Raw genomic sequence first — 12,977 nt, 5'->3', positions numbered from 1 at the left:
CCCTCTTCTTAATACGCGCCCGAAGGCATGCACATTGCTTTGAAGGTCCGCCACATGATGATGACGTCCCCCATGATCGACCAGTTTTCGACGTAGTAGAGATCGAGGCGCACGGCCTCGTCCCAGGGCAGGTCCGAGCGGCCGTTAACCTGCCAGAGTCCGGTGATTCCCGGTTTGATGAGCAGCCGGCGGTGGGTGTGCCGTTCGTAGGCTTCCACCTCGCGCTGCAGCGGCGGCCGGGGGCCCACCAGGCTCATCTCGCCGGTGAGCACGTTCCAGAACTGCGGCAGTTCATCCAGCGAGTAGCGGCGCATCCAGCGTCCGCAGCTGGTCACCCGCGGATCGTTCTGCATTTTGAACAGCACGCCCGCACCCTGGTTGCTCGCCATCAGTGCAGCGAGTGACGCTTCCGCGTCGGTGACCATGGACCGGAACTTGATCATCCGGAACGGACGGCCGGCTTTGCCGACGCGCTCCTGCTTGAAGAACACCGGCCCCGGACCGTTCCGTTTGACGATGACCGCGAGGGCCAGGAACAGCGGCGACAGCAGGACGAGGGCCACGGAGGCACCCGCGATGTCCAGGAGCCGCTTGAGCACGTGCTTGCCGCCGCTGTATTGCGGCACGTCCACATGCATGAGCGGCAGTCCCTCGACCGGCCGCCAGTGGATCCGCGGCCCTGCCACGTTCGTCAGCGTGGACGCCAGGACGAGTTCGGCTCGATGTTCTTCCAGCCGCCATCCCAGCTCCCGGATGTACTGGTTGCCTCCCGGCACCGGCCCCGCCACGATGACTGCCTCTGCACCGTGATTTCCCACGGTCCGGACAACGTCGTCGGTGGAGGACAGCACCGGAATCCGGCGGCCGTCGACGTCGAGCGTCATCCCCCGGCGGGCTCCAGGCAGGGACACCCCCAGGATTTCGTAGGCCGCGCCGGTCTTTTTGGCGATCCGACCGAGGACGTAGCGGACATCGTTCGGCTCGCCAATGACTATCGCCTTCACCAGGAACTGGCCCTCGGCCTGTTTCCGGTTGTACCAGCGGCGGGCGAACCACCGGTTTCCCACCAGAGCCAACAGGCCCAGCGGGAACGACGCCACATAGAACGCCCAGGCCGGTTCCAGCCGGAACACCACCAGGAACACCGCCAGGAGGCCAAAGACGCGGGTGGTGGAGACGGCAACGCGCTTGTATTCGCTGGAGCCGATGCCGAGTACTTTCGGGTCCCGGGTCCGGTAGAAGTGGAGGGCACCGATCCATGCCACCGCGAGGCCGGCGGCCAGGAGGGCGCCGAGCGCATTTTCGCGGCTTTCCGCAAAGGAGTGCCCGCCGTCGAACCGGATCACGTACCCGGCGAGCACTGAGACAACCACCAGCAGGGAGTCGGTCAGTCGGAGGCAGCGGGCAAGAAAGCGGGCCCATTCCCGGCCGGACACCTTGTCTGCGGACGGCTGCCGTTCCGGGCTGCCGGGGGAACCCCCGACGACGGCGCCAAGCGGCGGAGCGGCGGCGGTCCCGGAGGTCCCTCCGGGACTCAGGAACCTCAGCACGAACGGGCTTGTTTTACCCAGCTGGCTCACTGCAGCCCCCAAACATTGGTGGCGGAGGGGCGCCACGCGCAGGCAGACCATGTCGCCATTGCCTATCCCCCCGAACATTGGTAGGCGGCATCGGTTGATGCCTTCCCCAATGAAAGCCGTGGGCCGGTGCCTGCGTCACGAGCGGCACCTACCCGGCTTTCTATGCATGCCCTTGGAGCTTTATGCGTGTGCTACTCGGACGGGTCGTGGGCCGTTAGGTGGGGGTGCCGGGTATTACGTGGACCCACGGCAGGGGGGGACACCCGGCCCTACGCGAAATCGGGGCCCGGCGGCGGGCTCCCGAAGGCATCCCCGGGTTGGCAGCGGTAGCTCCTGAGCGGTGCAAAAACCGCGCCAATTCAGGGATGTTGGCGTTCGTGACGCAGCCGCAATCCGCCTGAAACAGGGCCCGGACATGATGTGAGTATGAAGCGCAAGGCACAGTCCCCCGAATCGGCCGACTTGAGCTGCGAAGTTTGCGGCCAGATGCCGGAACCGCCAAAAGCCCGGCTGACCCTGGCGAATATCGCGGTGATGCTGCCTATTGAACTCCTGGTGCATGCCGCCGTGGTGGAGACGCATCTCCCCTATGTGGCCAAGGTCCTGGTACTTACCCTGACCGCTACGGTGCTGGTCATCTGGGTGGCCGAACCGTCAGCTGCCCGGATGCTGAGGAGCTGGCTGCATGCGCCGGCCCTGCGGCACCGCAAACGGCTGAATACGGCACCGGCCCTGTGGCGGGCGCGCACAGTGCTGCGCGATGAGCCCGGGTCGCTTCAGAAGATTACACAGGCGCTGGCACGGCTGGACACCAACATCCTCAGCATCCACATCCATCCGGTGGCGGGCGGTGTATTGGACGAGTTCGTCCTGTCCGCCCCGGGGCACCTTCGCGAGCGCGGGCTGCTCGAGGCACTTCGCGACGGCGGCGGCCGGCACGCCCATGTCTGGCCCACCACTGCCTTGGCGATGGCCGACGGCCAGACCAGGGCCCTGAGCCTGGCCGCCCGGATCGCCGGCAATCCGAAGGAGCTGCCGCTGGCCGTGGCCGAGCTGCTGTCGGCGAGGATCGTTCCCGAGGCCATTGAGGGCCGCCAGGAAGCTCCGGCCTCGGCCGACGCCGGAACGGTGCTCAAGATCCCGACCGCGTGGCACGGCCCCATCACCTTCTACCGGCCCGGCGAACCGTTTACTCCCGCCGAGTCGGCGCGCGCGCACCGGCTGGCCGAACTCGCCGAGATCCTGGCGCACAGCGACAGCCGGTAACCGGATTTTCGACGGAGGACTCCAGAGACGAACAGTCACAATCGGTAAATAAGCGACCCGGCAGGCGTTGCCGGAAAAACCCTTGACAGTGGCAGGGGTCACTTCTATCTTTAATTTTGGGATCCCAAAACGGGATCCCAAAAGTGAGCATTTCCCGGACCCTGCGCCCCGAACGGCGTACTCCAGATCCCGCCCGGGAAAGTAAGGCCTCCGCCCGATCCGGCCGCGGCCAGCCACAGCACCAGAGTCTTTCCCCTGCCCGCAATCTTCCCCGTGAAGGAGAAGCTGTGTCTCTTCCAAGTACCGAAACTTCAAATACCGAAACGTCAGGTTCCGAAACCGACCCAACCGCAGTTCAGGCCACAGAAGGCCAGACCGGCAAGGACGGCGTGCAACGGCGCACCAACGTCCGCTGGAAGCTCTTCCTGCTGCTCCTCGTCCTGGTCGCCGTCAATTACATCGACCGCGGCTCCATCTCAGTGGCGCTCCCCATCATCCAGAAGGAATTCAACATGGCCCCGGAGCTGGTCGGCCTGCTGCTTTCCGCCTTCTTCTGGACCTACGCCCTCATGCAAATCCCGGTCGGCCTGCTGATCGACAAGTTCGGCCCGCGCAAGGTCATGACCGCCTCGTGCGTCGGCTGGGGCGCCGCAACGGCCGCCTCAGGCATGGCCGGCGGCTTCCTGAGCATGTTCATTGCCCGGCTTGGTATCGGCGTCACCGAGGCCGGCGTCATGCCCGCCGGCGGCAAGCTGAATGCCATCTGGATGCACAAGTCCGAACGCGGCCGCGGTGCCACCATCTTGGACGCCGGAGCTCCCCTCGGCGCAGGACTGGGCGGCATCCTCATCGCCGGATTGATCGCCGCCACCGGCAGCTGGCGCAGTTCCTTCGTCATCGCCGGTGCGGCCACGGTGCTCATGGGCCTGGCCGTCTGGTGGTACGTCCGGGACAACCCGCGCCAGCACCGCGGCGTCAACGCCGCCGAAGCCGACTACATCGAGGCCTCCCACGCCGCGGAGGACGCCGAGGCCGAGCTGGACGGCAGCAAGGGCAAGCGCGCCCTGCTCCCCTACCTGAAGTTCCGCTCCTTCTGGGCCATGTGCTTCGGCTGGCTGGGCTTCAACGGCGTGTTCTACGGACTCCTCACCTGGGGCCCGCTCTACCTCGCCCAGGCCAAGGGCTTCGACCTGAAAACCATCGGGTGGTCCACGTTCGTGATCTTCGGCGCCGGCTTCGTCGGGGAGATCCTGGGCGGCACCCTTGCCGACAAATGGCGGGCAGCCGGCGCCTCCGCGAACCGCGTCATGCGCACGCTGCTGGGCATCTCCAGCGTCGTGGTGGTGGGCGGCCTCGTCGGGGTGACCGTCGTGGCAGACCCGACCACCGCCGTCGTACTCCTGTCCGTAGTGATGTTCTTCCTCCGCTGGGTGGGACTCTTCTGGAGCATCCCGTCCATCCTGGGCGGCCGGACCAATGCCGGTGTCCTGGGCGGCGCGATGAACTTCAGCGGCAACATCTCGGGCTTCGTCACCCCTATTGCCGTCGGCCTGATCGTGGGCGCCACCGGCTCCTACACCTGGGCGCTGCTGTACTTCGTCGGGTCCGCGATCATCATGGGCGTGTCCGTCCTGACGCTGGATTACAACAAGCGCCTGCCCGTATAAGCCGGCCACACCAAGCATTTCAACAGTTTTTCCGGTTTGGGATCCCAAAACCATTGACATGGACATACCCACGATTTACCGTCATATTTGGGATCCCAAATTGGTCGTCCGAGGACATCATCCTCACCCCCAACCCCAACCCCGTCGCATTGCCCAGGAGGGCCACATGTCGATTAACTCCCAAACCCGAGGTCCCGTGTCCGACGCCAAGCCGAAGGGCGGCGGGAACTCAATGAAGAGGGTCGTCGCCGCGAGCTTCGTCGGTACTACCCTCGAGTACTACGACTTCTTCGCGTACAGCACAGCAGCCTCCATCGTCTTCCCCATCCTGTTCTTCCCCGGCTCGGACCCGGCCACCGGTCTCCTGCTGGCGCTGGCCACCTACGCGGTGGGCTATGTAGTCCGGCCGCTGGGCGCCGCGATCTTCGGCCACTTCGGTGACAAGATCGGCCGCAAGAACGTCCTGGTCACCACCCTGCTCCTGATGGGCCTGGCCAGTGCCGCCGTCGGGCTCCTGCCCACCTACGAAAACATCGGCGTCTGGGCCCCGGTCCTGCTGGTCTCCCTGCGCTTCCTGCAGGGCATCGGCATCGGCGGCGAATGGGGCGGCGCCGCCCTCATGGTCACCGAGTCGGACAAGAGTGGCCGCCGGGGTTTCTTCGGCAGCCTGGTGCAGAGCGCGGCTCCCACCGGCCTGCTCCTGGCCACCGGCATCTTCACGCTCATGACCTCGGCACTGTCCAAGGACGCCTTCCTGTCCTGGGGCTGGCGCATCCCGTTCCTCATTAGCTTCCTGCTGGTTGCCATCGGACTGTACATCCGCATGAAGCTCGCCGAATCCCCTGTCTTCGAAGAAGCCGAGAAGAAGGCCGGCGAGAAGAAGCAGGAAGAGGTCAAGGCCCCGCTCCTCTACGTCTTCACGCACTACAAGAAGGCTCTGGCCCTGGCCGTCGGCGCCCGCATCGGCAGCGACATCGCGTTCTACATCTTCGCGCTGTTCGTCCTCGTCTACGGCACCGAACACCTGGGCCTGCCCAAGAGCCTGGCCCTTGCGGCATCCACCGTGTCCGCCGTCGCACAGATGATAGCCATCCCGCTGTTCGGTGCGCTCTGCGACAAGGTGGGCCGCCGCCCGGTGATGATCGGCGGCGCCGTAGCCGGCATCATCTACAGCTTCGTATTCATCGCGATGCTCAACTCCAGGGACCCGTTCCTGGTGATGATCGCCCCCGCCATCGGTCTGGTGATCGTGGCCGCGATGTACGCCCCCGTGGCGTCCTTTATCCCCGAACTGTTCCCCACCAAGGTCCGCTACACCGGTGCCGCCGTTGGTTTCCAGTTGGCCGGCGTCTTCGGCGGCGGTTTCGCCCCGCTGATCGCCATCCAGCTGATCACCCTCACCAGCACCGGATTCTCCGTGGCCGGGTACCTCTCCGCGGCCCTGCTGCTCATGGTCTACTGCGTCTTTGTTGCCAAGGAAACGTCCAAGATCGCGATGACCGACGCCGGCAACACCGCCGCTGCCACCACCCGATAGGAGCCCCGACAATGAACAACACCGTCATGCCTCCTGCAGAGCTCAACAGCGAACAGCTGACCGGCCTATCCATGGTCGAGTGGGCCGTCGCCCTGCGGGAACGCCGGCTGACCGCCGTCGAATGCCTGGAACTGCACCTTGAGCGGATCGCCCGGGAGAACCCCCGCCTGAACGCCATCGTTACGCTCAACCCGTTGGCACAGCAGGAAGCCGAGGCAGCCGATGCCGCGGCGGCCGAGGGCCGGTTCCTTGGGCCCCTGCACGGAGTCCCGTTCACGGTGAAGGACACGCTGGCCACCAAGGGATTGCGGACGACGGCGGGAAGTCCCCTTCTGGGGGACTACGTTCCGGAGCAGTCCGCGACGGCGGTCCGGCGCCTGCAGGAGGCAGGCGCCGTGTTGGTGGGCAAGACCAACTGTTCGGAGTTCGCCGTCGAGACACACACCCGCAACCCGCTCTTCGGCGACACCTGGAACCCCTGGGACACGGGCCTCACCTCGGGCGGTTCCACGGGCGGGGACAGCGCGGCCGTGGCCTCGGGCATGAGTGCCTTCGGGCTCGGCACCGACTTTGGCGGCTCCATCCGCTGGCCGGCGCACTGCACCGGCATCACCAGCCTGCGCCCCACCCCGGGCCTGGTCCCGGAGACCGGGCTGCTGCCCTACGTTCCGCCGGCGGACGGCAGCCTTCCCGCCCCGAACTCGATGTCCGCCCTGCACCGGCTGGGCACCATGGCCTGGCTGGCCCGCAGCGTGGAGGACCTGGGCGTGCTGCTCGGCATCCTCGCCGGGCCGGACGGCGTCGATCCCTCCACCGTGCCGGTGCCCCTGGGCGGTCCGGTGGATTCCTTGGCCGGCATCACCGCGGCATGGTTCGAGGACGAGGGCACGCATCCCGTCCGGGACGATCTGGTGGCTGCCGTCCGGAAGGCCGCGGAAGCCCTCGAGGGCCTCGGTGTCCGGACGGCCCACGGTCGGCCCCCGGGCGTGGACAGGGCAGCTGCTGCCTTCGTGGCCCTCCGCACGGCCGAGGGAATGCCCGAGGTCGTGGAGCTCGCCACGGGCCGCGAGGACCAGTTGGGCAGCAACCTCCGCAGCTCCTTGCTGGGCGCCGAACCCAGCACAGTGGCGGACTACCGCAAGGCCGCCGCGGAACGGGATGCCATCCGGACCCAGGTCCTGGGCTTCATGGCGGAACACAACATTCTGCTCCTCCCGGTGGCCAGCGTACCGGCGTCGGATCCCCGGACCGGAGTCTTCAATGTCAACGGCAAGGACATTCCGTGGACCGAACTGGGCTCGTGCTGCCGGGCCATCAGCATCCTCGGTTTCCCGGTGGCGGTGGTGCCGTGCGGGCTCTCCAGCGAAGGCCTCCCGGTCGGCATCCAAGTGGTGGGCCGGCCGTACCGCGACCGCGAAGTACTCGCCGTCGCCGCGGCCCTCGAACGGGAGTTCGGTCGCTTCAGCCCTCCGTCATTCCGTTCCCGGCCAGCGTCAGCGGGCTGAGCAGTGGTGGATGCCGCCAAGGACATAGAGTCGCTTAAAAAACCACGAATGGAGCACCATGCTTGCCGCAGAAGAAACCCAGAACAAGGAACGACCCCTCCGCGAGACTGTCCGGGATACGCTCCGCACCAGGATCTTCGAAGGGCATTACGCTCCCGGCACCCGGCTGGTGGAACGCGACCTGGCGGCCGAGTTCAATGTCTCCCGGCTGCCGGTCCGCGAGGCGCTGCGTATGCTGCGCCAGGAGGGCCTCCTCAGCGACCGGGGAGCCCGCGGTGCCGAGGTCAGCTCACTGAGCCCCAAGGACGTGGAGGATCTCTTCGACGTCCGCCAGTCGCTGGAGGTACTGGCCTGCCGGCTTGCCTCCGTGCGCGCAACACCGGAGGACCTGGGCTACCTTGACGGCCTGCTGGACGAGGCCGAACGCTGCCTCGCCAAGGGCGCCGTCATGGACGCCCACCGCGCCAACAGCGAATTCCACGACGCCATCACCCGGATCGCGGACAATGGCTTCCTCAGGTCCGCCCTGGAGCCCCTGCAGGGCCGCATGCACTGGCTGTTCCGCCATGTGAGCGACCTGCCCGAACTGATCCGGGAGCACCGGGAACTCTACGCCGCCATCGCCAGCGGCGATCCGGACCGCGCCGCGGCCCAGTCGGCGTCGCACATCGGCAAATACCGCGAACAATTCCCCGACGACTTCCAGAAAACAGAACCCGATCTTCACCGGAAGAAAAAATGAAACTCCTTGTCATCAACCCCAACATCAGCGACGACGTCACTGCGCTGATCGAATCGGAAGCCCTGCGCTCGGCCTCGCCGGACACCGAACTGGTGGTCCGCACCGCCGGGTACGGCGTCGAATACATCGAAACCCGCTTTGAGTCCCTGATCGCCGCCGGCGCCGTGGCAGAGGTCATCGCCGAATACACCGCGGAAACGTCCGGCGGCGGCGCTGGCTCCCGCGCGGACCGCATCGACGCGGCACCCGTCGACGGGGCCCCCGTCGACGCAGTCGTCGTCGCGGCCTTCGGGGATCCGGGCATGCCTGCCCTGAAGGAACTCACGGACGTCCCCGTCATCGGCATCACGGAAGCTGCCCTGTGCGCCGCAGCCCTGCAGGGCCACCGCTTCTCCATCATCGCCATCTCGGACCGGATCCGGCCCTGGTACCTGGACTGCGTGGAACGCTTCGGCCTCGGCGGCCGGCTGGCCTCCATCCGCTCCATCAACGAAAGCCTCAACGGCATCGGTACAGTCCAGCAGGACTTCAAGGAAACGCTGCTGGCACTCAGCCGGCAGGCCGTCGCGGAGGACGGGGCCGACGTCGTGATCCTCGCCGGCGCGCCCCTCGCCGGCCTGGCCCGCGAACTTAGCGGCCAGATCCCGGTCCCGGTGGTCGACGGCATCTCCGCCGGCATCCGCATGGCGGAGGCCGTCGTCGGACTTCAATCCGGCCCGCACCGGGCCGGCGCCTTCGCGCCGCCGCCGCTCAAGGCCCGCAAGGGACTCTCCGAAAACCTCGACGCCGCCCTGGCCGCCGCACAGTCTGCACCCGCCGCTTCAAAGAATTAGGAGGACAAAGATGTCCCGCATTCCCGACCTCGTCATCGCCCACGGCACGGTGGTCAACAGCACCGGCCGGCGCAACGCCCACGTGGTGGTTCAGGACGGCCGCATTGAACAGCTGGTCGACGCGACCGAACCGGTCCCGGCGGCCGGGCGCACCGTGGACGCCACCGGACAGCTGGTGATTCCGGGTGGCGTAGACGGCCACTGCCACGTGGCCCAGGTGACCGGCCGTTTCCGCACCCTGGACGACTACCGCACCACCTCCACCGCGGCACTGTGGGGCGGCACCACCACCATCATCGACTTCGGCATTCCCCGCGACGCGCAGGAAACCCCGCTGGCTGCCGTGCTGAACAAGAAGGAGCTGGCGCTGGAATCCCGCTGCGACGTCGCCCTGCACGGCTCCGTCGTCAGCTGGGACGAGACGGTGCCCTGGCAGCTGGAGCAGCTTGCCGCCGAGGGTGTGCGCTCGGTGAAGATGTACACCACCAACCGCGGCACCACCATGGCGGACGGGGACACCATCCTGAAGGTCATGCGCGAGATGGTCCGGCTGGACGGCCTCACCTACATCCACGCCGAACACGACGCCATCATCAGCGACTGCACACAGCAGCACGCCGACGACGGCAGGATCGGGATCGAGCACCTGCACCGGACCCGCCCGGAGCTTGCCGAGGAAATCTCGGTCAAGGAAACCCTGGCCATGGCGGAGTACACCAAGGCCCCCGTGTACTTCGTGCACCAGTCCACGCCGGGCGCCGTCGACCTTGTCACCGAGGCACGTGCCCGCGGCCAGGAGGCCTATTCCGAGACGTGCCCGCATTACCTCACCCTCGATGACACGGTGTACGGGTCCACATTCCCCGAGTGGTACGCCTGCTGCCCGCCCATGCGCAACCCCGAAACCGTGGCCGCGCTCAAGGAACGGCTGGCCGCCGGGGCCATCCACACCGTCGCCTCGGACCACTCCTGCTACGACCTGTCGCAGAAGCGGCAGCGCACGGACGACGTCCGCGCCATGCCGCACGGCCTGCCCGGGGTCGAAACCCGAATGCCCGTCACCTTCACGGCCATGGCTTCCGCCGGCAGCCCGGTGGAGGCCTTCGTGGAGATCTTCTCCGCCGGCCCGGCCCGCATCAACGCGGTTCCTGGCAAGGGGACCATCGCCGAGGGGTTCGACGCCGACCTCGTGGTCTTCGACCCCGCCGAGGAACGCACGGTGGACGGTGGTGCCCTGCACATGGGCACTGATTTCTCGCCGTTCGACGGCCGCACGCTCACCGGCTGGCCCGCCGTCGTGATCTCCGCCGGGCGGGTGGTGCTCGACGACGACGGCTTCCACGATCCCGGTGCCGTCGGACGTTTTGTGGCCCGCAACGGCTTCCGCGAACACCACTCGTCCACCGCCGCCACCCCCGGTTCGGCCGCCGCCGCCCCCGCGACCCTCTCCGCAGCAAACTAGGAGCAGTCATGCCATCCCCCGCACGCAAGACCCGCATCGGCATGATCGTGCCGTCCTCCAACACCTGCCTGGAGCCGCAGAGCTACCGCATCCTGGGCGACCGGGACGACGTCACCATCCATTTCACCCGGATCCCCGTCACCCGGATCGCCCTGGATGACTCCTCGGACAAGCAGTTCGACCCCGCAGTCATGCGCGCCGCCGCCCAGCTGCTGGCAACGGCCGATGTGGACGTCATCGCCTGGAACGGCACGTCCGGCTCCTGGCTCGGCGCGGACCACGACCGTGAGCTGGTCGGCGAAATCGTGGACGCGACGGGCATCCCGGCCACCACGTCCACGCTGGCCTACCTGGAGGCTTTCGAGTCCTTCGGCACGGAGCGGATAGGGCTATTCACGCCGTACACGGAGGACGTGAACCGCGCCATCATGGCTTCCTACGAAGGGGACGGCATCAAGACCATCGGCCACCGCGCCCTGGGGCTGAGTAACAACGAGTCGTTCGCCCGGGTCACGGACGACGAGATGCGACCCGGGTCCCTGGAGCTTGCGGCAGCCCGCCCGGACGCCCTGATCTACCTGTGCACCAACCTGTACGGTGCCAACATCGCAGCGGAAGTGGAGGCAGAAACCGGCGTTCCGGTGCTGGACTCCGTGGCCGTGACGCTGTGGCACTGCCTCAAACTTGCCGGGTCCCCCTTGCTCGCACCGAGGTGGGGCAGGCTGCTGGCCGGCTAGACGCCAGGCAGCCCAGACAAGAACCGACGGCGGCCCGCCCACTGGGAGCGGGCCGCCGTCGAACCTTAACTTTTGGCCGGCTTCCCGGTCAGGTCTCCGGCGGGGTCATCAGGATCTTCAGGGCGTTGGGCTCCACCCGGATGGCCAAGTGCTTTCCGGTACCCACATGGTCGCCGTCCAGCTGGAATTCCTGTTCGTGCTCCAGGGTGATCTCGGCGGATTTGCCCTGGAAGTACTCCACGGATTCCGTCTCGTCCTTGTTCCGGCCGAAGATGCCCGCCACCACTCCAAGCCAGCCCAGCCGCCCCTTGGGCGCCAGGACGAGCAGGTCCAGGACGCCGTCGTCGACCTTGGCGTCGGGGAAGATTTCCACGCCGCCCATGATCCGGCCGCAGTTGCCGATCATGACGCTGCGGATGTGCCGTCGCACCGGGTGCCGTCCGTCAATGCTGACGTGGGCCTTCACCGGTTTGCCAGGCAGCTTGCGGATGCCGGCTTCCACATAGGCCAGCCAGCCCATGCGGTCCTTGAGCGCGTCAACGGTGTCGGCCATGATGGCGGCGTCGTAGCCCAGCCCGGCCATCACCAGGAACACCTGGTCGTCGTCCGAGTGGTCCAGCTTTGCCCTGACGACGTCGACGGTCCGTTCCGTGCCGTTCAGGACGTCGAACGCCGCTGACACCGGGTCGGTGATGTTGACGCCAAGGTTGCGGGCCAGCAGGTTGCCCGTGCCCAGCGGAACAAGGCCCAGGGGTATTCCCGTTCCCGCGAGCACCTCCGCCACACAGCGCACGGTGCCGTCGCCGCCGGCCGCAATGACGACGTCGGCCCCTGCCTCCAGCGCCTCACGTGCCTGCCCCTCGCCCGGGTCTTCGACAGTGGTCTCGAGCCACAGCGGCTCCGCCCAACCCTGCGTTTCGCAGAGCCTGACCAGGGCGCCGCGGAGATCGGCACCAACGGCTTTTGCAGGATTGACGACGACGGCGGCGAGCTTGGTGTTGGTACCGGTACGGGCCGCCGGAGCGCCGGACGGAGCGCTGCTGTTCTCCGGCTCATTGTTGTGCTGTGTCATGGCATCCTTCACGGGCAAATGGTCGGGGGTGGTCCCCACGTGAAGCGTAGCCGAAATCCGGGTCTTGCTCCCCTGCCAGTGCGCGCGCCGTACGCCTAGGCTCAGCAGCATGAACAAGTCAGAACCGGGCCAGGAAACACAAGACCTCACCGTCCACGAATGCTGGAGCCATCTTCGTTCCGCTTCGGTGGGACGGCTGGCGCTCATCAGCCATGGCAAACCTGAAATCTTTCCGGTGAACTACCTGCCGGATGAAGGTACCGTAATTTTCCGGACAGGACCGGGTACCAAGCTGGAGGCCGTGCTCTCCGGGGAGCCGGTGGTTCTTGAAGCAGACGGGCTGAACACGTACGGGACCATCGCGTGGAGCGTGGTGGTCAAGGGGCAGGCCGCACCTGTGCAGCCAGGTGAGGAAGTTCCGGCCCAGACCCCGTCTCCGTGGGAAGAGGGGGACAAGGAAATCCTGGTCCGCATTACACCCACCGAGCTGAGCGGGCGCCGTTTTGTCATCGGCCCGCCCACCAGGTGGTGGCCGCCGCTGGAGCCCGTCACCGTGCCGGGTCCGAAGGAGTAAAC

General features: G+C 66.9%; 11 protein-coding genes. 9 read left to right on the top strand and 2 right to left on the bottom strand.

From position 1 onward, the window contains the following. Window positions 1-8: 8 nt before the first annotated feature. Window positions 9-1,580 carry a sugar transferase gene (locus AC1DRE_RS10665; protein WP_476984610.1) on the bottom strand — a complete coding sequence of 524 codons (1,572 nt, stop codon included), beginning with the start codon at window positions 1,578-1,580 and terminating at the stop codon, window positions 9-11. Window positions 1,581-2,006: 426 nt separating this feature from the next. On the opposite strand from AC1DRE_RS10665, the gene AC1DRE_RS10660 reads away from it, so the two are divergent. From AC1DRE_RS10660 to AC1DRE_RS10625, 8 genes are all read left to right on the top strand, one after another. Beyond that, window positions 2,007-2,846 carry an ACT domain-containing protein gene (locus AC1DRE_RS10660; protein WP_476984609.1) on the top strand — a complete coding sequence of 280 codons (840 nt, stop codon included), beginning with the start codon at window positions 2,007-2,009 and terminating at the stop codon, window positions 2,844-2,846. A gap of 287 nt (window positions 2,847-3,133) precedes the next feature. After that, complete coding sequence (locus AC1DRE_RS10655; protein WP_476984608.1) at window positions 3,134-4,513, top strand: MFS transporter; 1,380 nt, start codon at window positions 3,134-3,136, stop codon at window positions 4,511-4,513. Between the two features lie 166 nt (window positions 4,514-4,679). Further along, window positions 4,680-6,050, top strand: a complete 1,371-nt coding sequence (locus tag AC1DRE_RS10650; RefSeq protein WP_476984607.1) for an MFS transporter — start codon at window positions 4,680-4,682, stop codon at window positions 6,048-6,050. An 11-nt stretch (window positions 6,051-6,061) separates the two neighbouring features. After that, on the top strand, window positions 6,062-7,555 hold the full coding sequence (locus AC1DRE_RS10645; RefSeq protein WP_476984606.1) for an amidase: 1,494 nt from the start codon (window positions 6,062-6,064) through the stop codon (window positions 7,553-7,555). Between the two features lie 58 nt (window positions 7,556-7,613). Continuing rightward, entirely contained in the window at window positions 7,614-8,297 is a 684-nt protein-coding gene (locus AC1DRE_RS10640; protein ID WP_476984605.1) for a GntR family transcriptional regulator, read from the top strand. Then, window positions 8,294-9,130, top strand: coding sequence for an aspartate/glutamate racemase family protein (locus AC1DRE_RS10635; RefSeq protein ID WP_476984604.1), 837 nt, complete (start codon window positions 8,294-8,296; stop codon window positions 9,128-9,130). The genes AC1DRE_RS10640 and AC1DRE_RS10635 overlap by 4 nt, the downstream gene beginning before the upstream one ends. Before the next feature lie 10 nt (window positions 9,131-9,140). Beyond that, entirely contained in the window at window positions 9,141-10,592 is a 1,452-nt protein-coding gene (locus tag AC1DRE_RS10630) for an amidohydrolase family protein (protein ID WP_476984603.1), read from the top strand. Between the two features lie 8 nt (window positions 10,593-10,600). After that, a complete protein-coding gene (locus AC1DRE_RS10625) occupies window positions 10,601-11,329 on the top strand; it encodes a maleate cis-trans isomerase family protein (RefSeq protein WP_476984602.1) in 729 nt (242 codons plus the stop codon). An 88-nt stretch (window positions 11,330-11,417) separates the two neighbouring features. On the opposite strand, the gene AC1DRE_RS10620 is transcribed toward AC1DRE_RS10625, so the two are convergent. Further along, window positions 11,418-12,401: a diacylglycerol/lipid kinase family protein gene (locus tag AC1DRE_RS10620; protein ID WP_476984601.1), complete on the bottom strand. Its 984-nt coding sequence runs from the start codon at window positions 12,399-12,401 to the stop codon at window positions 11,418-11,420. Between the two features lie 109 nt (window positions 12,402-12,510). On the opposite strand from AC1DRE_RS10620, the gene AC1DRE_RS10615 reads away from it, so the two are divergent. Beyond that, window positions 12,511-12,975, top strand: coding sequence for a pyridoxamine 5'-phosphate oxidase family protein (locus tag AC1DRE_RS10615; protein WP_476984600.1), 465 nt, complete (start codon window positions 12,511-12,513; stop codon window positions 12,973-12,975). The last annotated feature ends 2 nt before the right edge of the window (window positions 12,976-12,977 follow it).

It is taken from the genome of Arthrobacter sp. P4_H3, from assembly GCF_056400885.1.
This window is presented reverse-complemented; position numbering and strand designations above follow the sequence as displayed.

Coding starts and splice junctions, on each gene's coding strand:
- AC1DRE_RS10660 (WP_476984609.1), top strand. CDS start 2,007: ATGAAGCGCAAGGCACAGTCCCCCGAATCGGCCGACTTGAGCTGCGAA.
- AC1DRE_RS10615 (WP_476984600.1), top strand. CDS start 12,511: ATGAACAAGTCAGAACCGGGCCAGGAAACACAAGACCTCACCGTCCAC.
- AC1DRE_RS10630 (WP_476984603.1), top strand. CDS start 9,141: ATGTCCCGCATTCCCGACCTCGTCATCGCCCACGGCACGGTGGTCAAC.
- AC1DRE_RS10625 (WP_476984602.1), top strand. CDS start 10,601: ATGCCATCCCCCGCACGCAAGACCCGCATCGGCATGATCGTGCCGTCC.
- AC1DRE_RS10640 (WP_476984605.1), top strand. CDS start 7,614: ATGCTTGCCGCAGAAGAAACCCAGAACAAGGAACGACCCCTCCGCGAG.
- AC1DRE_RS10635 (WP_476984604.1), top strand. CDS start 8,294: ATGAAACTCCTTGTCATCAACCCCAACATCAGCGACGACGTCACTGCG.
- AC1DRE_RS10650 (WP_476984607.1), top strand. CDS start 4,680: ATGTCGATTAACTCCCAAACCCGAGGTCCCGTGTCCGACGCCAAGCCG.
- AC1DRE_RS10645 (WP_476984606.1), top strand. CDS start 6,062: ATGAACAACACCGTCATGCCTCCTGCAGAGCTCAACAGCGAACAGCTG.
- AC1DRE_RS10620 (WP_476984601.1), bottom strand. CDS start 12,401: ATGACACAGCACAACAATGAGCCGGAGAACAGCAGCGCTCCGTCCGGC.